This is a genomic window from Nostoc sp. DedQUE04 (assembly GCF_034530995.1).
Taxonomy (GTDB): Bacteria; Cyanobacteriota; Cyanobacteriia; order Cyanobacteriales; family Nostocaceae; genus Nostoc.
This window is the reverse complement of sequence record NZ_JAVRCA010000027.1, coordinates 11,951-35,219: the sequence shown is the minus strand read 5'-3', so window position 1 is coordinate 35,219 and position 23,269 is coordinate 11,951. Positions and strand designations below refer to the sequence as shown.

The 23,269-nt window shown below is 42.2% G+C and carries 21 protein-coding genes and 3 tRNA genes; 10 read left to right on the top strand and 14 right to left on the bottom strand.

The genetic code is table 11. The annotated features are described in order from the left end of the window. Positions 1–3 precede the first annotated feature (3 nt). A complete protein-coding gene (locus tag RM049_RS19515; protein WP_322705321.1) occupies positions 4–2,313 on the top strand; it encodes a helix-turn-helix transcriptional regulator in 2,310 nt (769 codons plus the stop codon). Between the two features lie 196 nt (positions 2,314–2,509). On the opposite strand, the gene RM049_RS19510 is transcribed toward RM049_RS19515, so the two are convergent. From RM049_RS19510 to RM049_RS19495, 4 genes are all read right to left on the bottom strand, one after another. After that, positions 2,510–4,111, bottom strand: a complete 1,602-nt coding sequence (locus RM049_RS19510) for a TROVE domain-containing protein (protein ID WP_322705320.1) — start codon at positions 4,109–4,111, stop codon at positions 2,510–2,512. Between the two features lie 37 nt (positions 4,112–4,148). Then, positions 4,149–4,275 (bottom strand) — tRNA-OTHER (locus RM049_RS19505). A gap of 44 nt (positions 4,276–4,319) precedes the next feature. After that, positions 4,320–4,446, bottom strand: a tRNA-OTHER gene (locus RM049_RS19500). 35 nt (positions 4,447–4,481) lie between these two features. Beyond that, positions 4,482–4,611 (bottom strand) — tRNA-OTHER (locus RM049_RS19495). Between the two features lie 544 nt (positions 4,612–5,155). Between RM049_RS19495 and RM049_RS19490 the strand changes: the two genes are divergently transcribed. Then, positions 5,156–5,878 carry a hypothetical protein gene (locus tag RM049_RS19490; RefSeq protein ID WP_322705319.1) on the top strand — a complete coding sequence of 241 codons (723 nt, stop codon included), beginning with the start codon at positions 5,156–5,158 and terminating at the stop codon, positions 5,876–5,878. 33 nt (positions 5,879–5,911) lie between these two features. On the opposite strand, the gene RM049_RS19485 is transcribed toward RM049_RS19490, so the two are convergent. Together RM049_RS19485 and RM049_RS19480 are read right to left on the bottom strand one after the other, a co-directional pair. Next, on the bottom strand, positions 5,912–7,045 hold the full coding sequence (locus tag RM049_RS19485; RefSeq protein WP_322705318.1) for a quinone-dependent dihydroorotate dehydrogenase: 1,134 nt from the start codon (positions 7,043–7,045) through the stop codon (positions 5,912–5,914). A 13-nt stretch (positions 7,046–7,058) separates the two neighbouring features. Next, positions 7,059–7,433: a hypothetical protein gene (locus RM049_RS19480; protein WP_322683159.1), complete on the bottom strand. Its 375-nt coding sequence runs from the start codon at positions 7,431–7,433 to the stop codon at positions 7,059–7,061. A gap of 133 nt (positions 7,434–7,566) precedes the next feature. Here RM049_RS19480 and RM049_RS19475 point away from each other — a divergent pair, with 133 nt between their 5' ends. Both RM049_RS19475 and RM049_RS19470 read left to right on the top strand, forming a co-directional pair. Next, a complete protein-coding gene (locus RM049_RS19475; protein ID WP_322705317.1) occupies positions 7,567–10,491 on the top strand; it encodes a GAF domain-containing protein in 2,925 nt (974 codons plus the stop codon). Positions 10,492–11,180: 689 nt separating this feature from the next. After that, positions 11,181–12,026 carry a PEP-CTERM sorting domain-containing protein gene (locus tag RM049_RS19470; RefSeq protein ID WP_322705316.1) on the top strand — a complete coding sequence of 282 codons (846 nt, stop codon included), beginning with the start codon at positions 11,181–11,183 and terminating at the stop codon, positions 12,024–12,026. Positions 12,027–12,214: 188 nt separating this feature from the next. Here RM049_RS19470 and RM049_RS19465 read toward each other — a convergent pair whose 3' ends face one another. Genes RM049_RS19465 through RM049_RS19450 form a run of 4 tightly spaced genes read right to left on the bottom strand, consistent with a single transcriptional unit; the run spans position 12,215 to position 14,231 of the window. Beyond that, positions 12,215–13,126: a metallophosphoesterase family protein gene (locus RM049_RS19465; RefSeq protein ID WP_322683154.1), complete on the bottom strand. Its 912-nt coding sequence runs from the start codon at positions 13,124–13,126 to the stop codon at positions 12,215–12,217. Positions 13,127–13,140: 14 nt separating this feature from the next. Continuing rightward, complete coding sequence (locus RM049_RS19460) at positions 13,141–13,560, bottom strand: cupredoxin family copper-binding protein (RefSeq protein WP_322705315.1); 420 nt, start codon at positions 13,558–13,560, stop codon at positions 13,141–13,143. Continuing rightward, on the bottom strand, positions 13,557–13,847 hold the full coding sequence (locus RM049_RS19455; protein WP_416212651.1) for a peptidase: 291 nt from the start codon (positions 13,845–13,847) through the stop codon (positions 13,557–13,559). Before RM049_RS19455 ends, RM049_RS19460 begins: the two co-directional genes overlap by 4 nt. 27 nt (positions 13,848–13,874) lie before the next feature. Next, entirely contained in the window at positions 13,875–14,231 is a 357-nt protein-coding gene (locus tag RM049_RS19450) for a hypothetical protein (RefSeq protein ID WP_322705313.1), read from the bottom strand. Positions 14,232–14,711: 480 nt separating this feature from the next. Between RM049_RS19450 and RM049_RS19445 the strand changes: the two genes are divergently transcribed. Continuing rightward, positions 14,712–15,386, top strand: coding sequence for a sigma-70 family RNA polymerase sigma factor (locus tag RM049_RS19445; RefSeq protein WP_322705312.1), 675 nt, complete (start codon positions 14,712–14,714; stop codon positions 15,384–15,386). Between the two features lie 4 nt (positions 15,387–15,390). Then, positions 15,391–16,125 (top strand): anti-sigma factor, encoded by a 735-nt coding sequence (locus RM049_RS19440; protein WP_322705311.1) that lies wholly within the window; start codon positions 15,391–15,393, stop codon positions 16,123–16,125. A gap of 145 nt (positions 16,126–16,270) precedes the next feature. Here the strand turns inward: RM049_RS19440 and RM049_RS19435 are convergent, their stop codons facing one another. The 4 genes from RM049_RS19435 to RM049_RS19420 form a co-directional block, all read right to left on the bottom strand. Continuing rightward, positions 16,271–16,714, bottom strand: a complete 444-nt coding sequence (locus RM049_RS19435) for a hypothetical protein (protein WP_322705310.1) — start codon at positions 16,712–16,714, stop codon at positions 16,271–16,273. A 284-nt stretch (positions 16,715–16,998) separates the two neighbouring features. Further along, on the bottom strand, positions 16,999–17,745 hold the full coding sequence (locus RM049_RS19430) for an ABC transporter permease (RefSeq protein WP_322705309.1): 747 nt from the start codon (positions 17,743–17,745) through the stop codon (positions 16,999–17,001). A 149-nt stretch (positions 17,746–17,894) separates the two neighbouring features. Next, on the bottom strand, positions 17,895–18,713 hold the full coding sequence (locus RM049_RS19425) for an ABC transporter permease (RefSeq protein ID WP_322705308.1): 819 nt from the start codon (positions 18,711–18,713) through the stop codon (positions 17,895–17,897). Continuing rightward, the gene (locus RM049_RS19420; protein WP_322705307.1) at positions 18,710–19,702 is read right to left on the bottom strand and encodes an ABC transporter ATP-binding protein; all 993 of its coding nucleotides are present in this window, start codon (positions 19,700–19,702) and stop codon (positions 18,710–18,712) included. Before RM049_RS19420 ends, RM049_RS19425 begins: the two co-directional genes overlap by 4 nt. Before the next feature lie 199 nt (positions 19,703–19,901). Here RM049_RS19420 and RM049_RS19410 point away from each other — a divergent pair, with 199 nt between their 5' ends. The 4 genes from RM049_RS19410 to RM049_RS19395 all read left to right on the top strand — a co-directional run bounded on the left by RM049_RS19410 (position 19,902) and on the right by RM049_RS19395 (position 23,252). After that, positions 19,902–20,243 (top strand): hypothetical protein, encoded by a 342-nt coding sequence (locus RM049_RS19410; RefSeq protein ID WP_094350173.1) that lies wholly within the window; start codon positions 19,902–19,904, stop codon positions 20,241–20,243. 2 nt (positions 20,244–20,245) lie between these two features. Continuing rightward, complete coding sequence (locus RM049_RS19405; protein ID WP_322705306.1) at positions 20,246–20,641, top strand: HNH endonuclease signature motif containing protein; 396 nt, start codon at positions 20,246–20,248, stop codon at positions 20,639–20,641. Between the two features lie 127 nt (positions 20,642–20,768). Continuing rightward, the gene (locus RM049_RS19400; RefSeq protein WP_322705305.1) at positions 20,769–21,509 is read left to right on the top strand and encodes an RNA methyltransferase; all 741 of its coding nucleotides are present in this window, start codon (positions 20,769–20,771) and stop codon (positions 21,507–21,509) included. 174 nt (positions 21,510–21,683) lie between these two features. Continuing rightward, positions 21,684–23,252 (top strand): serine hydrolase, encoded by a 1,569-nt coding sequence (locus RM049_RS19395; RefSeq protein ID WP_322705304.1) that lies wholly within the window; start codon positions 21,684–21,686, stop codon positions 23,250–23,252. Positions 23,253–23,269: the final 17 nt, after the last annotated feature.

The following is a 23,269-nucleotide window of genomic DNA, read 5'->3' as shown; positions in this document are numbered from 1 at the left end:
GTTATGAATCAACAACATTTCAATGCAGTGTTTAATCGCTTAACCGAAAGGCGGCGAGAGGTACTGCTGAAACTTCTGGCTAATGAAACAGATGAAGCGATCGCCGAATCTTTGCATATTCAAAAATCAACTGTCAGAAAACATCGTGAGGAAATTTGTAAGTTATTTGGTTTAAATAATGAATTTCCAGACGAACGCCGTTCAAAGCTTCCAGAATTAATCGCTCTATTTGCTAAGTACAAGCCTGAGTTATTAAATCAAAATACTTCCGAGTTACCACAAACTGAAAATTTCAGTGAAGATAAAACGATATCTGAAAATCCTGATTTTGTTGGGCGTGAGGAAGCGATCGCACACCTCAATATGCTGATTGACTGTAATGCAAAAGCCATTGGTATTTATGGTAAAGGTGGTATAGGCAAAACAAAACTGGCTTATCATTACTTCGAGACTCAGAAGCTAGAGTATTTGGAACTTCAAGTAGGAATGCAACCTCAGTACATCACTTCTGTAAAAAGTTGGGTCAATGATCAGCTACGTCATCACTTTAAAGAAGAACCACAACAGGATTTCATAGGAACACTGGAGCAACTAAAGCGTAAGCTTCAGAACAAACCAGTGGGTATAGTGATTGATAATCTTGAAACTGCATTAGATGAGAATGGTAAGTTTAAACAAGGCCACATTGACTATTTAGAGCTATTCATTAGAGTTTTAAATGCTCCTAATATCAAATCAATCACATTAATTACCAGTCGTCAGAGGCTCAATGAAGCTAAGTTGAGCTTTGTTGAAGCTTACCAATTACCAGAACTAGATGAGAGTGCATGGCAAAAATTTTTTAGCATATTTGATATTAATGTTAATACTCCAGCTATGAGCGCAATCCACAAATCTTATGGTGGTAATGCATTATGTATGAAAGTTCTCCGAGAACCTATACAAACAAAATATAATGGTGACTTAGAGACTTATTGGCAAGACAATAAAAAATCTTTATTAAAGGGCAGCATAAAAGATTTAGTTGCAAGTCAATTTGACCGTATACAAGATAATAATATTGATGCTTATAATCTTCTTTGCCGTTTAGGATTATTTAGCTATCAGAAAATACCTCATATTCCCATTCTTGGTATATTATGTCTACTTTGGGATGTAGGAGAAGAAGAAAAGCTATCTAGTATTGATTCTTTGGAACAAAGCCATCTAGTAGAGTTCCGAAAGGGAAGGATAGATAATATACCTGAGTATTGGCAAGATAATCATGATTTACATGTTCTTGTTGCACAAGGATGGATGTTTGATTTACAAAAGCTGCAAAACGAAGTTAAATTATTAGTGTTTCGACCAGCAGGATACTCTCTACATAAAGTTATATGGGAAGAAGCTAAATCAAGGCTTAATTTAAGTAAACAATCAATAGATTATTTACTCTTTTCCTTGAAAGAGCAAGTTGATAGATTCCTCAAATCATCTAAAAAACTACAAGATTTTTTAAATTTTATATATCAAAAACAGCAAGCGCTTTTTTGCAATTTTAATTATAAAAAAGCTTGTATTCGTTCTGCTTATATTGAATTAGTTGTAGACATATTTGGGCATTTATCTAATGAAATTGATCCCAGGTTTGAGCTAGAAAATGGAGGAGTGTGTCATTTTTTGGATATGCATTTATCTATCGAGCTAGATATTACTTTTGAAATTGCTCAGGACATCAATGGTATTCTTACATTCTTATATTGTTTTGATCCAAGTTCTGTATTTTGGGAAATAAGCAATACTAGTGATTTAAGTGATATAGACTTTTTTTTAGAAATTTTACCTGGGATTAAGCGTGTTCTCAATCATAAACTACAAATAAATCCAGAGTTATATCAAGCATTACAGCAAATTCAATCTCTTGTACCTGAAAACGTTGGAAAGATAAGTATTTGCCGTAGCTTATTGCATATAGTTCAACCTGAGTTAATACCAATTAATCGAAAAATTCCAATCGTATTACTGAAAGAAATCAAAGATATTTGTGGATATCAGTTGTGTAAAATTATAGAAAAATTTGAGAAATGGTTTGAAATTAATGGCCAAGAATGGCTTGAAAAAATTGCAGAGTTAATGTCAAATATTCCCCGGATCAATATTAGCGCTGATTGGCAATTCAGCCTTCAAGAAAAGCAACAACTCAAGGAATACTATAATGCTAATAGATTATTAGTTGACTGCCTCAACAGTGCTTCTGAGAAAATGCGATCGCACATCGAAGACACCCTACTCTTACCCATCGCTGAAATAGAAAAACGACCATTCAAAAATTAAATCGCCTTCTTCTTTGCGTGAGGTAAAAATCAAAAATAAAGGCGGGTGCGGGGTTTGAACCCGCTAATCCCCACAATGGTGGAGACGTAACCGATAACCCTAAATTCTTCGGCCCCGAAAGGCAAGTTGCGAACAAGGATAACCCGCCATGAAATATGAAGGATAAAGTATTTCATCCTTTACCCTTCAGCAATCTCTACAATTCACCCGTAGCTAGCATCTGAACGATCCGAGGCGTACCTGGGTCGAACCCTGCCAAATCCCAAGACAGCGAATCTTCAGGATCTACCAAAGTGATTTGGTAAGGTGTCAAGGTGACATACACCGCCTTGACGTTGGGATTTACCTTTTTGCGGTACTCCTTCAGCGCTTGACTTGGATGCTTATACCCAGCCCAGCTTTCCGAGTCAGTCCAAAAGCAGACTACATCTGCTTTAAACTTATTCTTAATCATCCAGTCATAAGCTACAGATGCATCCGTTCCACCGAAGTTTTGATTGCTAGCTTTGCGAACCGCAGAACTAAAACTATCTTTGGCAGTAATATCTAATTCCCGGAATTCGGTAGCAAAACCGCGAATCATGTAGTTTTTCTCTGCTTTTGCTGTCACCAGTGCCATTGTGGTGGCAATTTCACAGCAAGTTAGCCCCATATCTGCAACCATGCTACCCATAGAACCAGAAACGTCTACGGCGTGCATGAATACTTTACCTGTGGGTTGCACAACATCAAAAGACAGTTCAACCGCCTTTTCTAATATGTCTACAATCCGAGGAACTGGATTCCAAGTTTTCTTACTGCGTCCTAATGTCCCAGCAGATTGATATGTTTTGAGTGCTTTCAAAACATCAATTGGATGGATGCGACCTTTACGCAGATGTTCTTTGTTGTTAAGAACTGCTTCCACTCGCAGTAAGTTGGTAGTTTCGTCAGTTCGCAATACACCTAGTTCAGTTAAAGAACCCAGGTTACGCAGCATTGCACCTATTGGCATTTCCTGAAATAGCAGTTGCCAAGCAAGCTTATCCATTTTGCCCACAGGTGCAGCCATTTCGTGGGTTAAGCGTCCTTGGGAAATAGCTTCATGAGTTTGGGTAGGATTCCGCTTCAGCCACTCATACCACCAAATCTGCGCTAACGCTTCTGAGGGGATATCTGCTGGCAATTCTTCCCAGCCTCTAACTACCCACTCAAATAGTTGACGGTGATTTTCTGTAGGCGGTTTGACATGGAACAGCCGCAATACATCCCGGTGGGAGAAGCCTTGACGTTGTTGATATTTCAACAGTTGATAAGCTAAACCCTTAACATCTTCCCTTGAGAGCCAAGTTTTACCAGCTTCCCGCACTACTTTGCCAAATCCCCGCAGAGATTTGGTGTAGTTCAACCATTCGTAGAAGTGGCTACCAGTGCGGACAACTTGCGGGAAAATTTCACCAAACGCCTGTTTTGCTGCTGGTGCTTCACCCATCGATAGCAACACTAAAGCCAAGATAGGCGCGCTGTTATTGATGGCGCGTCCATCGCTAGCATACAAAATTTCTTCTGCTACACGACCAGGATTTTCGGCAACAGCAAGTCTTACAACTGTTACAAAATCTTCAGTTAATTCCTGTTTGCCAGCGTAGTAAGTGCTTTTTGCTGTGCCAACTAAAAGACAACGGCGCAACATCTTCCAAATACCAGCATCAAACATCCAGCCGCCGGAACGTCCCTGAACCATTTCTGCTTCTCGTCCGGGGATAGGTTGATTTTGGGGTGTAGTTGTCTTCTTTTTAGTGAAAAAATTGTAATTCATCGCTTCATCTCCCGGCCCTTGCGGGCAAAAATGAAAAGTGGCAGAGCAGGATTTGAACCTGCGACATCCGGCTTATCAGGCGATAACCCTAAATTCGTCGGCCTTTTCAGGCAAGGTGTGAACAAGGATGTTTTTCGGCGCTCTACCAACTGAGCTATCTGCCACATGAAAATTTTGGATTTTGGATTTTAAATTTATCAAAATTATTTGGTGTAGCGGAGCAGGATTTGAACCTGCGACCTCTCGAACCCTAATCGATAACCCTAATTCGTCGGCCTTTGCAGGCAAGGGGTGAACAAGGATGTTTAGCGCTCTACCTCTGAGCTACCCGCCACATGAAAATTCAAAATTCAAAATTCAGGACTAGATTTGGTGTAGTGGAGCGGGAATTGAACCCGCGACCTCCCGCTTGGCAGGCGATAACCCTCAATTCGTCGGCCTTTTCAGGCAAGGTGTGAATAAGGATATTTAGGCGCTCTATCCACTGAGCTACCCACCACATGAAAATTCAAAATTCAAAATTCAAAATTCAGCATTAAATTTGCTGTAACGAAGTAGGATTTTTACCTACACCTCCAGAAGTTTGATCGGGGGTGTTTTAGTTATATGCGATAACCCTCGATACGTCGGCCCTTCCGGGCAAGGTGGGCGCTCTGCCATTTGAGCTATTCGCTACTGGTGAAAGCTAACTCCCTCATGAAAGTTGACTTGTATTATTAATGTAGTATATGTATTATCTGTTGTCAAGGGTCTGACAAGCTAATTTAGAATTATTGCTTTGGAAAGAAAAGCTGATATGTATTACGATCGCCATACATCTCAACCCCCTTCTTTTTTCTGGTAAAAACTTTTGCGCGTAGTTTACCGCCGTAGGCATCGCAGACCAATCTTATATGAGCAAAAAGTTAATAAGCCTATAACACTTACTGAATAAAGCTTTTGCCGAAAATTTTGCCGCGACTTTGCCAAACGATACAAAAAAGTGTCTCAATTTTTGCCAATATAATAATATTATTTCCCAAAATTCACTTGGCAAAAATCGGCATGAGTGAGAAACCCATAGAAGGTAACGGCAAGGCTTTTCTCGTTCTACTTTTGCCCATCTCGTTTTTGATTATTTTCCTAGTTACTACCTGGAGAATTTTACTGGCGGTAATTGTGCTAGTAATTGCCTTCAAGCTTTGGCAGGAATATCAATGGCAACAGTGGACTTATCGAGTTAACCCAATTTTTCATCAATTGGTTCGTGAAAATCAGGGCAGACTGACGCCAATGGACTTGGCAATCAGGGGCAATTTTCCTGGAACAACGGCAAAACGCTACTTGGATAGTAAAGCCTCGGAATTTGGAGCTAGTATAGTCAACTCTGAAGATGCAGGGGAGTCTTATTACTTTATAACTGCCAGCATTCTCGGCAATATTCTTGACAATAGTGAGCCTGTTAAAGAATTTCCAGCTCAACCAGTTACTAAAACAGCGCGATCGCTATTAGCACCACCAACCCCGCAGGAGGAAGAACCAGAAACCGAATCACTTCCACAGCCAACAGATGAGGAAGTTAAACGATCGCTGGAAAAACAGTTAATTTTTGGCTCTCTAATTCAATCTGAACTTGCGAAACGGCTCAATGTCTATTCCAGCACGGTTTATAAACGGCGAAACGATCCAGAGTTTCCTGAGTGGAGCCGCAGCAAAGACCCTGATGGTATTGCCTGGTCATTTTCGGAAAAAACTAAAGAGTTTTTCCCAGTGGAGGAAGAAGGGTAAAACAATTCGTAATTCGTAATTCGTAATTCGTAATTAGAATTTTGGAATTTTTGTTTGTAAACCCACAGCATCATTGATGGAATTTAATCCGCTTTGTTCTAGCTTGGAAAGTAAACCAGCTAGAATTCGGCGTACCATCATTGGCCCTTCGTAAATCCAGCCTGTATAAACCTGAATCAAGCTAGCACCAGCAGTAATTTTTTCCCAAGCATCTTCAGCAGAAAAAATACCACCAACACCAATAATTGGGATTTGTCCTTGAGTTTGCTGCCAAATAAAACGAATTACCTCAGTGGAGCGATCGCGCAATGGTTCACCGCTAATTCCGCCTGCTTCATCCTGGGGTGATTTGCCCGTTTGGTCGATCGCCTGGGTTTTGAGTCCATCACGGCGGATGGTGGTGTTAGTGGCGATAATTCCCGCCAGTTGGTAGGTTTTAGCAAGAGTTATGATGTCAGCGATCGCAACCCAATCTAAATCTGGCGCAATCTTGACAAAAATTGGTTTATGTGTGGTATTTTCTTGTTGTAATAAATCTAAGATGGCACTGAGCATAGAAGCATCTTGGAGCGATCGTAACCCTGGTGTATTGGGAGAAGAGACATTAACAACAAAATAGTCTCCCAAATTCTTGAGTAAACGAAAACTATCGAGATAATCCTGTGCGGCTGCTTCTAAGGGAGTTATCTTAGATTTACCCAAATTTATCCCTATGGGTATCGATCGGGTAAGCTCATGCTTTTCTTGTGCCAAACGTGCCGCCATTGCTACTGCACCACTGTTATTAAAGCCCATTCGATTGAGAGCAGCTTTATCCAACGGTAGGCGAAACAAACGAGGGTGCGGATTTCCTGGTTGTGCGTGAAAAGTTACAGTTCCTAGTTCTGCAAAGCCAAAACCCAGGTTAGGCCAAATGCCCGCAGCGACTCCATCCTTATCGAAGCCAGCCGCTAACCCTACGGGATTTGGGAAGTTTAGCCCAAACAAATTTTGTTCTAGACGCGAATCGTACAAACAAAAAGATTTTTGTAAGCGTTGGTTTGCCCAACTAGCAGGGGTTTTTGATAGCCAGCTAAAACTGCGAATTGTCTGCTGGTGTAACCACTCCGAATCGGTTTTTACCACATTGAACAAAAGCGGACGAATAGCAAGTTGATAAATATCCATTTCAATCTTTACACTACGCGAATTCGATAGATTGCTGCGCTTCCTCTCTAGCTTGTCGGAGTTCCTCTCTAGCTTGCTGGAGTTCTTCTCTAGCTTGTCGGAGTTCCTCTTTATACTGCCGCGCTTCCTCTTTACTTTGTCGGAGTTCTTCTTTAGATCGCCGCATTTTTTCAGCAGTTTTCCTGACTTCTTCAGCAAGGGATCGGGTTTCTTCAGCAGAATTTCTCATTTCTTCAGCAAGCTGTCGCTGCTCCTCTTGTGATAACCTGACATCTTCAGCAGACTCTCGCTCCTTCTCTTGCAAGAGCCTGCTATCTTCAGCAGACTCTCGTTTTTCCTCTGAGACTTGTCGCTGCTCTTCTTGAGCATCGGACGCAGATTCACCCATTTCCTTCGCACTCCATAATGTAACTTTCAGCTACCTGTTAGCTATAACTTTCAGCAAACACCTGTGGCGATATTAGTCAAGGTGCTTTTCTGGGCATCTTATATATTACAAGTTATGTTAACCAAGAAATCAGATGGGGCAGCCACAAAAACCTATAGCCGCCGAACAGCAAATCCTCTCTTTGGGGCGCGTCCTCCAGAGCCTTAGAGAAGAAGATGATGTTGACGTTCTGATTGAAACTACTATTTCTTATCTCAAAGAAGAGTTTGACTACAAACTGATTTGGATTGCTCTTTACGATCGCCTAAATCACATATTATTCGGAAAAGGGGGCATCACACCCGATCGCGACATGAGCTTTTTACGCCAAAGAGTTGTTCTCAGTCCTGGGGATTTATTAGAGCAAGTAGTAATTGAACAGCATCCTTTAGGCGTAGCTGATTTACAAACTGAAATCCGCGCCGCCGAATGGCGAAAAGTTGCCGAAAAATTCCACATCCAAGGAACGATTATTTTACCGGTTCGCTACAAAGACCGTTGCTTGGGCTTGGTATTACTGGGTTCAGAACGCTGGGGCTACCTACTGACAGGAGAAACAAAAGCACGTTTGATGATGGTTTTAGGTGAACTGGGGGCAGTGCTTTATCAAAATGAGATGCATAAGCACCAAAAGCAAACCAGGCGAACTGACGAGCCATTATTAGAATTGCTAGAAAATTTACGCAGCCTCAGTAACCTGAATCAAAGACTTGAAGCAGCGGTGCAAGCAACTCATAAATTTGTCTCCCCCAGCCGGACAAATGTTTACTGGTTTGAGCGCGAAGGGCGCTACTTTTGGTGTCGAATGAGCAATCAGCTGGTCAAAATGGATCGCAATTCTAGCACTCAGCAAGCAGCGGGAATGACTGTACAGGACTTGAGCGATTTTTATTATGCTTTGGCAGTTAACCAAATAGTCTCCATTGGTGATGCCCGCAGTTCTTTAAAAAGCCATTTTACAGCAAAATTGTTGCAACGCTTGCAGGTGCGATCGCTTCTGGCAGCTCCGATTTTCTGGCAAAAGAACTTAGTCGGTTTTCTGGCGGTGGAAAGCAACGAACCTCGCATCTGGACAGACACAGACAAAAATTTTGTCCAGGGTGTTGCTGGTTTAATTTCTCTAGTTGTACCTACCGAAAGCATGGAAGGTACAATTAAACAGATTCAAGAAGATGCTCAACTGACTAGCCAAGTTGCTCAAGGTATCTATAGCGAACATGACCTTCAGGTAACTTTACACAGTTGTGCTAAAAGAGTTTTAGCTCGATTAGGTGCTACCCGCTTTTTGCTGTTGCAGTACGACGCCGAGCAGAAGAATTATCAATTTACTTACCAAAGTCAGCCCCAAAATCGTCGACCGTTGACATTTACTCTTCATACTCTCAAAGAATTAGATGGGCAGCTTTTGCAAGGTTTAACACAGGCGGTGGAAATTGAGAACTTAGATGAAGATTTACGCTTTTTTAACTGGCGACCCTTGTTATTAGAGAATAATGTGCGATCGCTGCTTGTTTGTAAATGTACTCACGAGCATATACCAGCAGCACTTTTGGTAATTACTCATGAAAGCCATCGTTCTTGGACAACTCTAGAAAAAGAATTGCTGTGGGCTGTCAGTCAACAGATTGGTGTAATTGTTCGTCAGTGGCAATTACATAACCGCACTACCCAGCAGCAAAAAACTTCCCAGGCTTTTGAGCAATGCTTACGCATCCTGACACAATCCCAGAACAGCATTGAGGTCGAAAAAAAGCATTTAGAACCTACAGCACTCGAACAAATAGCCTCAATTTTGGGCTGTCCCCTAGCGCTAATGCTATCTTGGGCACCTGGTGAAAGTCGCGCAGAAATTATTCCTGGAGTGATTGACAATAGCCAATTTGGGATTTTTTCTGATGTATCTATTTCTATCCAGGCTGAAGCCTTAATTCAGTGGGCGCTTGCTACAGAAAATTATCTGACTTTGAAGGTGGATAATTTACCTCCAGAAACCCGGAAATGGTTGAATGTTCCAGAAAAAAGTCAAATTTTGGTAATGGCATTACGTACAACTGCTGATTATGAAACTACAGGTGTAGTATTGCTAGTAGACTATCAAGAGCGTCGCTGGTCAGAACAAAACCTTAGTGCAACAGCAACTCTGATTTCTCAATTAGCTTGGTGGCGTCGCGAAAAGCAAATTACCCGGCTTTTAGAATCCACAACCGAAGAATTACGACAACTCAACTGGTATAAACATCGTCGTCTAGAGGAAATTCAAAGAATAACGGCCCATTCCCTGAAACAAATACACGATTTGGGCATTCCTGCTAATGAACTGACTCAGATGCGCTACCAGCTATTGCTGCGGCAGTTAGACCATACAGCCACCTCCATGAGTGGAATGCTAAAACTTGAGAACTGGCAGCTACATATTAGTTGGGAAACTATGCCCATAGCCAGTTTACTAAAGCGATCGCTCGAACGGATTGAAAATTTACTTAAACAACAAAAGCTGTGGATTGGCGTACATGGTTTGGGACAACCAATTGACGAGCAAGAAGCACCCAAGAATTCTTCATTAGTTAGAGGCGTTCCTCCCTCCAGCGCTCAATCTGCAATGGCGATCGCTGGTGATATTGTCAAAATTGAATTAGTGATCCATGAATTATTGGTTACTGCCTGTAACCGTTCTCAAACCGGTAGCAGAATTGATATTTGGTGTCGCCGTTTAGATGCGTCAAAACCCTTAGATATAAAATATTCTTCTTCTACAACTGGAGGGGCTGAACATCAGACATCTTTAGAATTATCAATCACATATAACGGTGCGATCGAACCACAGCTACTCACCGAACTAGATGATAATACACCGAAAGATGTGCTTGTTCCTTCCAACCTCGACCAACCACCAGCTTTACATCTGGCGATCTGCCAAAACCTCATGCAAGAACTAGGAGGAGAGTTGAATTTCTATCAGTTACCAGATAATCGGGTAGTCAGTCGCTTGTTGTTGCCGTTAGCTATTCATGATTCTTAGTGCAGCTTTACCTAAAATCGCGGCGAATTGAGTGTTGAAATTTAAACGCAGATGCGCTTCTCTACGAGACGCTACGCGAACGCATTCCCGCAGGGGAGTTTAATAAAACCTCATTTGTACGAGAACTGCCATAACTCTTTGGTGCAGTCTCATAGCTATGGCGCTCTTTAGACTATGCACCTTAACCGAACCTTATTGCTACCAATCCGACTTCGATAATTGGTACAGGCGATCGTTGCTTGATTTTACAGTGAATTGCTTGCTCATCAAAGGATGCTCTGGCACTAACATCATTTATGTGAACTTATGTGAACTCCTCCCTACTGAATTTGTGAACTTCTCCCTACGGAATCCTTACGTAAATTCCAATTAAAAAACGCTCTTTTTTACTCTACCTTTACAAGAAACTAGTGGATGCACGATTAGTATAAATATGTAACCAATTGAACGCACATCAAGTCTAATAACTAAATTACTTATACGGTTATTACTTATATAAAAGTGTGCAAATGGTAAATAAAAATTAGTCCTTAAATAGAAGATTTCTTCTACATAAGACAAACATGGCTTGAAAAGTTCTCAAGCTGAACATCCTGCTTGCCTATAATTTGTTCTTACTCATTAGTAAGGCAGTAGACAAGCATGACAAATTTGCAATCTTAACATCGGAAAATAAAAACATAAATTGTATGAAAAAATACACCAAAGTTGTAAAGCATTTTTTGGCATTGGCTACTCCAGCGATCGCTACTTCGATATTGGCAACCTTACCGAGCCAAGCTGCTACCCTTGCATATTCTGAGTCAAAATTCAACATCAATAACTTTAGTACTAGCCCTTCAGATGTTAGGACTTTGACTGATAATGTAACCACAGCAATTAGCACAGGTGGTCAAGTAACTGCTGATGCTAACGCTGAGGCTAAGTTTAATATCGATGCAAACAACTCTGCCTCCAATTTGTCCTTCAGCCAAGCTCAAGGTCAGGGTGATGGCTATACAGGATCGGCGGAAAGCTTTGCTGGGATTATCGGTTATGATTTCATAGTTGACAAAGAGTTTTCTTTTGATTTCAGTGGCTTATTTAACCTGAAAACATCCATTGATGATGCCGTGACTGAACGTGCAAATGCTAGTGGAGAGTTTTTATATCAGTTATACGACAGCGATACTGGTAATCTTTTAGACTCTTTCAAGATTTCTGGAAATTTATCAACTATAGGTAACAATGATGCTTTTGTATTTGAACCGAGTAGTAACATAACTCTTGATTCAAATCAGACTACTATTGATAAATCTTTTGGCGGAACACAGGAATATGCTTTGACTAGCTTTAAGGGTAAATATTCCCGTACTTTCGATAAGTTAACTCGTTTAACCTTAATAGAATCTAAAAGTAATCAGGTGAGCGTCTATACTGTCCCAGAACCCTCAACAATTCTAGGTTCGCTGTTTACTTGCACTATGTTTGGTGCTATTTCGATACGCAAGCGTAAAAGAGCTTCTTCGGTTGCGTTGTTAATTAATAAGGATTGATTTAAGGTCTGTAAAACTTTCTTTTGTCACTGCTCAAACAATACGGTTCAGTTAAGCCCAAAAACCTAATGTGAGACGCGATAATCGCGTCTTCAAAAACCAATAATTCTTAACTGAATCAATCGTATTGGACTATATCCGAAAGCGCCCAGAATGCGATCGCTCTTAGTATTTGTTGAATTATATTTCTAGCTTAGAGCATGTTGGTCAACTCTAGTATCCTTCCCGGAAATTACCTCAACTGTGCGGAATCCCAGCACTGCCAAAAGATTATTTTCGGGGAGCTTGACGGGAGCAGGTTGATCGCCGTGACCTGGAGCCGGGAGGGGATAGGCAGTCGCCGCAGCAGTGTGGAAGCGAATATTGCCCTCGCTATGCTCAATCACTTGATGGATGTGCCCCGTTAACACTGTTACCGATGCAAAGCGAGATAGCTGTGAAAGCAACTTAGCCGAATCAGCAGTTGCCCATCCCCATTTGGGATAAAGGTCATATAGAGGAATATGACTGAAAACAACTAGAGGTGTATCCTGTTTCTGGTTTGCCAAATCTTTGGAGAGCAAGTCCAATTGCGCCTCACCTAGTTTGCCCGTACCGGTTATCCCAAAGTCCAGCACATTGGTCAAGGAGACAAAGTGTATTCCCCCCCGATCCCAAACCTGTAAGCCTTCTTTGACATCTTTGCGGTTAAAAGCTTCCTCGTAGGCTTTGCCGCGATCGCCAATCGTATCGTGTTCCCCTGGTAAGGTAAATAGTGGGACTTTCAATTGGGAAAGCAGTTGTTTCGCCAGATCGAATTCTTCTGGTTTAGACAAATGGGAGATATCTCCGGTGTGAATGACAAAGGCTGGTGGAGTAGGTAAGGCATTAATCGCATCGATCGCTTTCTGAAGTGTATCGGTCACGTGTTCATTTGCAGGTTTTTTGAAACCGATGTGCGTATCGCTAATTTGAACGAAGGAAAACGGTGAAGCCGTGGATGATTTTTGAGCATTTGGTTCTCCCACCTGACAGGCAGTTAATAAGCCATTTCCACCAACAGCCCAGACAATACCGAGTCCTGTCCAGCCTACGTGTTCAATAAATTTTCTGCGTTGCATTGGTATTCCTCTGGTTAATTTTTCTTATTTGTTACCGTCAGCGTCCCTTTCATAAAGGGATGAACTGAGCAAATATAGGGATAGGTTCCGGGTTTAGTGGCGGTGTAGTTCCAGGTTTGATTGGTATCCAGTGCTTTAGAGTTGAAAGTACCATCCGTAGCCGTAGCCGTGTGGGGTTCTTCATCGACATTGATAAATTGAACCGTTTTACCAACAGCTAGAGCCAAATTCGCTGGCTCAAATTTGAAATTACGAATTTTGACCGTAGTATCGGCAGTTTGTTGGCTAGTTTGGGGTTGCTCCTTGGGTTGAGCTTTCATCGCCATTGGTTGGTTAGTCATTGCCTTATGGTTTGGACTACAGGATGACAACGACAACAGAATGACCAAGAAGGCACTGGCGATCGCTATGAAAAAATAAGAAATGTATTTCATGAGCGTTCTTTTATCCGCTTTGGTTGATGGTGTTTAGCAAATAGTCCGGTCAGCGAGAGTCCGGTAGCCACTAAGCCAATCAGGCCTAGCCCATTCAAAACTGGCAGAATGGCATCGAGTTTGAAGATTTGGAAGGTGTGAACAGTAATTAAAAATGCAGCAAGCTCTTCTTGATGCAACCATGTGTCGGCGATGGCAATGCTAATACCAGTCAGAGCAGTAAAGAGTAATGGCAAACAAAAGAGTGTAGCAATTAGCCGATGGTACTTGCGAAATGTGTTTTTCATCATAATTAATTGAGTAACGCCAGTTTTTTAGTCTGCTGTAAATCCTTGCAATTGATTTTCAAGGTTATGGCGATAGCCTCGATCGCTTAACGCTTGCTCAGGTAGTCGATTCGCTTTGACAGCAGCTTGAATAATGTCTTGAGCCGCGATCGTTCCAGAAGCGATCGCTGACATCAATGCACCATTGCTGGGAATGCCTTGGTCTTTTAAGTAGCCTTGATACGCAAGAGTTGCCAGATTAAACGAATTAAGCTGGTTTGTAGAAGGTTGCTTTGCCATGTAGGGATTGAAGCTGGTTGGTGCGGTTTGGGTCTGCGCGGCAGCAGGCAAAATGGCGGCAAACAGCAGCAGTGTTGTTAACAGCACAGAAATAGAGCGTCGCATAGAATTACCTCTAAGATTGGTTGTTTGGCTACAGCGGTTTTACTGACCTTCAATGCTGGGATGCAGCACAATCTTTCAGGCAAATTGGTCGAATCCAAACTGCCAAAGAAGGGCGTTGCAAATTGACGATATAAATTTCGTCGGGACATTGCAGTGCAACGGCCAGTGTTAAAAGCTGTAGGAGTGGGTAGGTAAGCAATTAGCGCGATCTCAGGAATTTAGTTGCAACTTCTGCCTGAAAAGAATGCTAACTGGGTTACTTACTTGTCTCTACCTTTAAGACGACTGGCAACTAATTTTGGATTTAAACTTTTTAAATGTCCTTGCTAGACTGCTGTTTGCGGTTCGTTCGGTTTGGGGTGCAAGTTAATCAGAACGAAATAACCGACTTCTAAAAAATTTCGACGCTAGACTCATCCAATTAGCTTCATCAATCGTTTTAGAGATCAGAGTAGGTTTGCTCTATGCTCAAAAGAAGTTATGAAATCAGGATTGGCACTCACGCTGCAAGATACATTAGGCATTTTTGCAGAGAAATTAGCCTCGGTCTATTCACCTGAATCTATGGATCTAAGTTCTCGCGATCGCCATTCATCAGAACCGTCATCGAAGAGCGATGCCGCACTTTTGGATGACCTGAAGGCACATCTGCCAACGGCGTTAAGGTGTCTCTACCAGCGCTACGGCAGCGTGGTGTATGGAGTGGCGCTGAAAGTTTTGCAAAGCCAGCCGGAAGCCGAAGACCTAACCCAGGAAATTTTTCTGTCATTATGGCAGCGTCCGGTTGACCCAGTTCACCACGGTCATTTGATGCGCTACCTGATTGTCATGACTCGATCGCGGGCGATCGACAAACTGCGATCGCGCAGTCGCACCCTTAATTTAGTACAACGTTGGGGGCAGAACGTTACTGCTGCACCCCCCGCGCCTACTCCGGTTGAGCAGGCTGTTTTCAATGAGCGATCGCAGCAAGTGCGGCAGGCATTGACCCAGCTTTCAGACCGGCAACGACAGGTGATTGAACTGGCGTATGATGCCGGACTGAGCCAATCAGAAATTGCCCAACAACTGCATAAACCCCTGGGAAGCGTGAAAAGCTGGACTCGCCAGGGACTCCTGAAACTGAAGCAAATTTTACAACACTCCATTGACTAAGGTTATGACTGAACCCCTTACTCCTCAAGCAATCGAAACCTTGGCAGCAGGCTATGTTGTGGGCGACCTCGATCGCGCCGAACTAGAAGTTTTCGAGCAACTGCTGGCAGAAAATCCAGCATTAGTGGCAGAAGTGAAGCGGCTTCAGGCAACCTTAGACCAGGTTGTTTACAGCTTAAACAGCGTTGAACCGCCTCCTCATCTCCAATCTGCCATTCTGGCTGCCGCTACCACGACTTTCCAATCCTCCCAGCCCAAACCATCTCGGCTTTTCTGGTACAACGTCATGGGTAGTGTCGCGGTACTCCTAATTCTGTATTTAGGAATGGATAACTATCGCTTGCGACAGGATTTCCGTATGGCTAGTGACATCAATACCCTACTGCAACAGTCCCAGACACAACTTTTCTCTCTTAAGGCTGTGAATGCGTCGGATACCGCTACGGGTAGCTTTGTGGTGAATCTAGGACAAAGACAGGGGATTCTAGCCGTGCAAAATCTGCCAGCTCCCCCCACAGGAAAAGTATATCGACTTTGGGCGATCGCTGATGGCGAAAAAATTCCCTGTGGCACTCTGAAAATTAATCCCCAGGGAAAGGTGCTAGATAAATTCTGGATGCCTGCCGACTTTTATGACACAGGTATCTCTGGATTATTCGTGACTTTGGAATTGTCTGAAACTAGTCGTTATCCAACCGGAACTATAGTGATGCAGAGTAACTCATTGACCAATATCTAACCTCAGTAACTCATGCTCTATCCCTCAAAATCAAAAATCTGCGTTAAGGTCAAGCCATTCGCACCTATTGGTCTGGAGTGGTAATTAATCCCATAGGATTACCTAATCCAGCACTGATAATTGCAGAGGTAGGAGCAAGAGTTGGTTATTTACCAGAGCAATAGCTATTAATTTCATTGACTATTGAACTTTCTTCGCTACTACTCTTTTGCAGAGATACCAAAAAGCCCTTTGCTGCTGGTAGATTCTTTTTATCTATGGCTGTTGCTGCATTATTCAATTGCTTGCTGATGTTCTGATAAAGTGTGATAAAGCGTCCTTGAAAACCTTGCAATTTTTCATCTTTAATTTCCAGTGCTTTCATCTCTTTGGCAAGTGGATCTATCTTACCAGAAAGTTCAGTTAGAGCTTTGGAACCTTTTGCGGGATTGGGATTTTTAGCGAATTCTTGACCTAGAGTAGATCCCTGATTAGCAACTTTTATGATTTTGTTACATTGAGCAACTTTACTTTCGCCACAACCTGCAAATAATAAAGCGATCGCAGTAGTGGCTGAAAGTATAAAACTTTGCTTAAATACATGCTGCATAGATTCTATGATCTCCAACTATGTTTCGTGAAAGTTGGGCAGTAGAAATCGAGGATGGCGAAAATACTTTTTCTAAAAAGAATCTTTATTTTTGTTTTTAACTCTCTTTCTGCCCTGTTACTTTATACTTCATTTTTTCGATAATGCGTATGTAATTACACGTAAATCAGCATAAATATGGGGAATTCCCCATTTAAGTAAGTCGGTGCAATAAAACCAAACTGTGTCAACAAAAGTAAATCTGTCCATTTAAAATACGTCTGAGTACACACCTAAAATTTTGTTTAGCTCCCAGTAGAACAATAGTATCGCTCTCCTATTTTCCAAAGCTGGAGCGCAACTATTAGAAAGATAATGCCTGCGATTGGCGATACATAACAAAACCATAAAGGCACTAAAAAAGCATCTTCTTTTTCAAGTACTGCAAGCAAAGGAAAATAACTGACGCAAGCAAGCGGTATCAAGAAAGTAAAGAATCGCTGAAACCACTTGCTATAAATTGCAAGAGGATACTGAGCCGTTTCGACTCCTCCATAAGTGAGGATATTCATAATTTCGAGAGATTCAATAGTCCAGAAGGTGATGGTTGCTTGCATAATAACAATGCCAACAAAAAGCGCAACCCCACCAATAAATGAAGTGCCTAAAAGCCATAAACTTTTAAAAGTTAAAGGGATGTGGAGAGATGAAAGTGACCACCACATAACAACAATCCCTTGAAAAAGTCTTCCGATTCGTTTTAAAGTAAACTCTTTACCTAACAGTTGAAGTGCTGTGGTGCGTGGACGAACAAGTAAACGGTCAAAGTCTCCACTTTTAATTATTGTTGTAAATGAGTCAAATCCTTTTCCAAGGGCATCAGCACAAGCGAAAGAAATATTAACTACTCCATAAAAGAGAGCAACTTCATTTAAAGTCCACGTACCAATACTATTGAAACGACTAAAAAGTGCCCAGATTCCAAAAAATTCAACAGCAGTGCCTAAAAACTGTCCTATAACTTGCAGCCAGAAAGAAACTTTGTACTGCATTTGCGACTTGAAAGATACAGAAATATATCGGAGGTAAAGCAAAAAATCATTCATAGTCGCGTTGCAATTCTTATCTAAAATAAACTATTTAACCTATTTTAATGCTTAAAAAATTACTAATTACTAATTACGAATTACGAATTATTGACTTATCCTCCCTGAATTACAAGCTTTCTGATGCCATATCTCACAAGAACACGCCCAAGGAGAATAATGACAAGTATCCAAAAAGCTTGATGCAGTAATATATAAAACAGGGAATTTGGTTGAAGATTTCCAGTAAAAAGACGAAAAGGTTTGTCTATTAGTCCTGAAAAAGGAAGTGCATTTAAAAAAGGCTTGCTCCACTCAGGAAAAAGTGGCAACGGAACAATCATGCCAGAGAAGATAGTAACAAGAGTAGGTAGAATACTATTAATTCCTTCGCCCGAAATTGTCCACATCATTGATACAGTCAGAAGCATAGTTAATGCAGATGAAAGTAAAATTGCGCCAATAAAAGAGAGAAAAAAGGCAACAAAAGAAGCAAAGGAGGGTGGAAAAGAAAGCGACCATTCATCAAGCCCAAAAATGCGAAAAATAAAAATTGTGACTCCAAGAAGCGGAATGCTACGAAGTATCAGGGGCGTTGTGCGAAGTGCCAAAGCGCGAGTAAACCAAAAATTATAAAGGTCTGTGGGTCGGAGAAGATCGTATCCTACAGCACCAGTTCGGATGAGTTCTTGAATATCTCTATCACCTCCCCAAGGGACAATTGCCATCAAAAACGCCTGTCCCAGCCACACATATCCTACAGCTTGTTGAAAAGTCATAGGTTGAGCAGAGGTTGTATGAGTAAAGAATGCCTGTAAAACCATTACTTTTACCAACCCCCAGAAAAGCTGAGTTCCAATGCCAGCCAAAGCAGCAGCACGGTATTGCAACAGCAGTGTAAATCTAGCAACAAACAGTGACCAATATGCTTTCATGGGACAATTCCTGCTGAAATTGCATAAAGTTCCGCAATTATCTCTTCAATAGGTGGATTTTCTACAAAAAGATCCTCTACTTCATGTTGTGAGGTAACTTGGCTAATCAAAGATGCAGCAGAAAGCTTTGTGGGATCGAAGGCGAGAGTTACAGTGCGACCTTCTTTAGAGATAATACTGACTCCTTCTTCTTCAAAAAAGAAATCATCCTTTGCTAAGTCGATTCTTAAGTACCGACGCGAGGAAACTTGAGAACGCAATGCTGCTAAAGTTCCATTACAAAGGATTTCACCTCCACCAATAATAATTATGCGATCGCACAATGCCTCGATATCATCCATATCATGAGTAGTCAGGATGGTGGTTACTTGATGAGTTTTATTTAGCGCTTTGATAAATTTTCTGACTGCAAGCTTGGAAACTGCATCAAGCCCAATAGTAGGTTCATCAAGAAAAAGAATTTCCGGTCTGTGAAGCATTGCGGCTGCAAAGTCACATCGCATCCTTTGACCAAGGCTTAACTGCCTCACCGGAGTCGAGAGAAAGTTTCCAAGACCAAGCAAATCAATCATTTCTTCGCGTGTCTGACGATATTCTGATTGGGGAACGCGATAAATATCCCGCAGCAAATCGAAAGACTCAATTACTGGCAAATCCCACCAGAGTTGTGTTCTTTGACCAAACACTACACCGATACGATTAACGTGCTTGATTCGATCTTTCCAAGGAGTTCGTCCGCCAATTAGGCATTTTCCACTAGAAGGTACGAGAATACCGCTTAAAATTTTAATCGTGGTCGATTTACCAGCTCCATTTGGGCCAATATATCCTACAAGTTCTCCCCGTTCCAGGGAAAACGAAACTCCTTTGAGGGCATAAACTTCTTTAGTTTTTCGCTGCACAAGTCCTCGTATTGAACCGAAAAGCCCAGAGGAACGTTCAGACACAAAGAAAGTCTTCCTGAGATTTTCGACCAGAATGTGAGACATATTTTGTTAGTCTGTTATTGCCAAGAAAGGCAGGGTACAGGGGGCAGGAGGCAGAAGGCAATAAAATGTAAAATGGGCTTGGCTGGATTAGGAATTGTCTTGGTAGTAGCTGGGGTGAGTAATGTCGGAGCGATCGCCAGAGTAATGAAAGATTTCGAGATATATCATTTAATAATAGTAAATTGCCAATGCAATCCCCATGCCAAGAATCATTCTAGAAGTATCAGAGGAATTATCTCAACAATTAGCACAAGTAGGCGATCGCTTACCGGAACTACTTGCATTGAGTCTCCAACAACCAGCTGTACCAGCACAAGTTTACCGATATATCTTAGATTTTTTGGCTAGCAACCCCACTCCCGAACAAATTGCTGAATTTAAACCTACTCCCGAAATGCAAGAACGATTGCGTACCTTGCTAACACGCAGTAACGCAGGTGAACTCACACCCACGGAGTTGAAAGAACTAGATGAATACGAACGTATTGAACACTTAGTTGTGATGATTAAAGCAGGTAACTTATCTTATTTGACCAGCTGACTGTGAGTGCAATCTATATTCCGATTGTTCTTCGCCGACTCGTAGAAGAACGCGCAAACTACAGATGCGAATATTGCCAGTTACCCGCAGGAGTTGCTTTTTTTTCCCATGAAATAGATCATGTTATTGCCCAAAAGCACGGCGGTGTAACAAATGCTGATAACTTAGCTTTCACCTGCTGGAGATGTAATCGTCATAAAGGTACTGACTTAGGATCTTTTGATCCAGAAACAGGGGCTTTTAGTTTTTTGTTTAACCCACGCACTCAGAAATGGGCTGAACACTTCACCTTTTCAGAACTGGATCTGGTGGGATTAACGCCTACAGGACGTACAACGATTAGATTGCTACAAATAAATAGCAACGAACGACTAGCTGAACGGCAAAGATTGCGCTGAACTGTTCAGACCTGACGCAGGCATTCACTTACACAGCTAAAATGATTTCAAGGAAACTCTTCAGCAGAACCACAACGCTGAAAATTAGTCTGTAAGTATTATCTGGTGCGATCGCAGGAGGCAAAAAATGGGCTTGGCTGGATTAAGAATTGTGTTGGTAGAACCAGCTGGGCCGATTAATATCGGCGCGATCGCCAGAGTCATGAAAAATTTCGGGCTATATAATTTAGTATTAGTGAACCCCCAATGCGATCCCCTATCGACGGAAGCTTTGATGATGGCTGTTCACGCCCAGGAAATTATAGAATCTGCGGTAATAGTGGCGACCTTACCAGAAGCATTGCATGGATGTGTACGGGCGATCGCTACTACTGGTCGCGTTCGCAGTTTAGAAACACCTTTAGAAAATCCCCGCACTGCACTACCCTGGTTACTGGAGGAGCCAGAAAAACCCACAGCCCTGATTTTTGGCAGAGAAGACCGGGGATTAAGCAATCAAGAATTAAATTATGCACAGAGGTTTGTTGGCATTCCCACAAGTCAAGATTATGTCGCCCTAAATTTGGCTACTGCTGTCGCAATTTGTTGTTATGAATTGTCACAATCTGCCCAAAAACTTGACACTCAAACCTTACCTCAAACTGAACTCGCACCCTTGGATGTTGTGGAAGGATACTACCAGCAATTAGAATCAGTATTACTGAAAATTGGTTATGTATATCCCCATACGGCAGCTAGTCGGATGGGAAAATTTCGCCAATTATATAATCGCGCTCACTTGAAAACTGGGGAGGTGGCCATGCTGCGAGGAATTTTGCAGCAGGTAGAATGGGCCCTGAAAAACCAGAAGAATAGTGAAAACTTGTAATTATTCGTTTAATATATACGCAATCATCTCCCCAAAATAATTAATATGGCTTAAACTAAACACAAAAATGCTACTTAGTGGCAAAGTGGAATTTGAGTATTAATATTGCTTAAAAATTAAGTTTGGGGTCAAGAGTCTGCAAGAAAACAGTCAAGTGGGTCACAAGGAGTAACGGTGTCAGAATCAAGTGGCGAACTAACAGCTTTCTCGCGGCGTCAACCCTTAAATCGCCGCCCGCAGCCACAAAAAGTTCAAAAAGTGGTAAAGAAAAGAGTTAAAGCTAACAGTCAGCAGCAAACTACAAATGGACAAGAAGGGGCACTAACACGCCCAAAAAATCAAATCAGTCCTCCCCCAATTGGCGCTACACGTAGGGTAAAATCGGGGTTAGTTATGCCAACGGCAGTAAAACCAATACCTAGTGTTAAGGGAAAAATTCCTCCCTTTCGACCGGGTGCTGTGATGGTTAAAACAGTGCGGATGGAAAAGCCAAAAACAGGCAGACGCTCATCGCGAAAAACCCAGTTAAAGCCAATGGCCAAAACCGTATTGTATGTTTTGCGGTTATTGATTGTGGGTGTTGGGATGGGTGCAATTGTGGGCACTGTATTGTCAGTATTAGACCCAGCCAATCGCATCAGCACAAATTCGGCGTCGCAATCTAATAATAATGTTAGTAATGTGGCGCGATCGCAACCACAACCTACCCACACTCCCCCAGCCGCAGCTTCGAGTCTATACCTATCTCAAGAAATTACCTCTTTGAAAAATGCCGTGCAAAATTTGGCGGGCACCAACCCAAATCTTACACCGGGAATTTTCTTAGTAGATTTAGATACTGGTAATTATGTAGATATCAATGCCTCTACGAGTTTTCCGGCGGCTAGCACGATTAAAGTGCCGATTTTGATTGCCTTTTTCCAGGATGTGGACGCGGGGAAGATTCGCCTAGATGAAATGCTGACCATGCAACAAGATATGGTCGCTGGCGGTTCAGGAAATCTGCAATACAAACCACCAGGAACTCAGTACGCCGCTTTGGAAGTAGTCACTAAAATGATTACAATCAGCGACAACACGGCGACAAATATGCTGATTGCCCGACTGGGAGGAATAGACGCTTTAAACCAGCGTTTCCGTAGCTGGGGATTGACAACCACAACAATTCGTAATCAACTCCCAGATTTGCAAGGGACAAACACTACTAGCCCCAAAGAACTAGGGAATTTGATGGCAATTGTGAGTCAAGGAAATTTAGTCAGTATGCCATCACGCGATCTCATGCTTGATATCTTGCGTCGCACCCAAAAAGACACTCTGCTGCCAGCAGGTTTGGGAACAGGTGCCAGAGCATACCACAAAACGGGTGATATCGGTACAATGTTGGCAGATACAGGTTTAATTGTGGTTCCAACTGGCAAGCGCTACATAGCCTCTGTAATGGTACAACGTCCTGCAAACGATCCTCGCGCCGAAAAATTGATTAGCTCAATTTCTCGTGCAGCCTACCAAGAGTTTAGCCAGAATGCTGTCACGCCAAACACCACTACAAACATACCCACAAATGGTTATCAGCCCCAGGTTGCGAATCCTGCTTTACCTAACGCTACAACAGGCACTGCGCCCATGAGCATTTATCAGCCTCCTGTTGCCACTCCTGTACCTAACGGCATGGGAAGTACAATACCCACAAACGGTTATCAGCCCCAAGTTGCGAATCCTCAATATTATCCTCAAAGATAATTTGTAATTCGTAATAC